This is a genomic window from Cobetia sp. 5-25-4-2, from assembly GCF_013374075.1.
GTDB classification, from domain to species: domain Bacteria; phylum Pseudomonadota; class Gammaproteobacteria; order Pseudomonadales; family Halomonadaceae; genus Cobetia; species Cobetia marina.
In genome coordinates, this window is the sequence record NZ_BLWK01000035.1 from 1 (window position 1) to 266 (window position 266).

A 266-nucleotide genomic window follows, 5' to 3' on the forward strand; every position below is an offset into this window, starting at 1 on the left:
GTGAAATAGATCCTGAAACCGTATGCGTACAAGCAGTGGGAGCACCTTCGTGGTGTGACCGCGTACCTTTTGTATAATGGGTCAGCGACTTATATTCTGTGGCGAGCTTAACCGTATAGGGGAGGCGTAGGGAAACCGAGTCTTAACTGGGCGACCAGTCGCAGGGTATAGACCCGAAACCGGGCGATCTATCCATGGCCAGGGTGAAGATTGAGTAACATCAATTGGAGGCCCGAACCCAAGTATGTTGAAAAATGCTGGGATGA

General features: G+C 50.8%; 1 rRNA gene. It reads left to right on the forward strand.

The features are described from left to right. Positions 1-266, forward strand: a 23S ribosomal RNA gene (locus HXS65_RS17425); the annotation flags it as partial.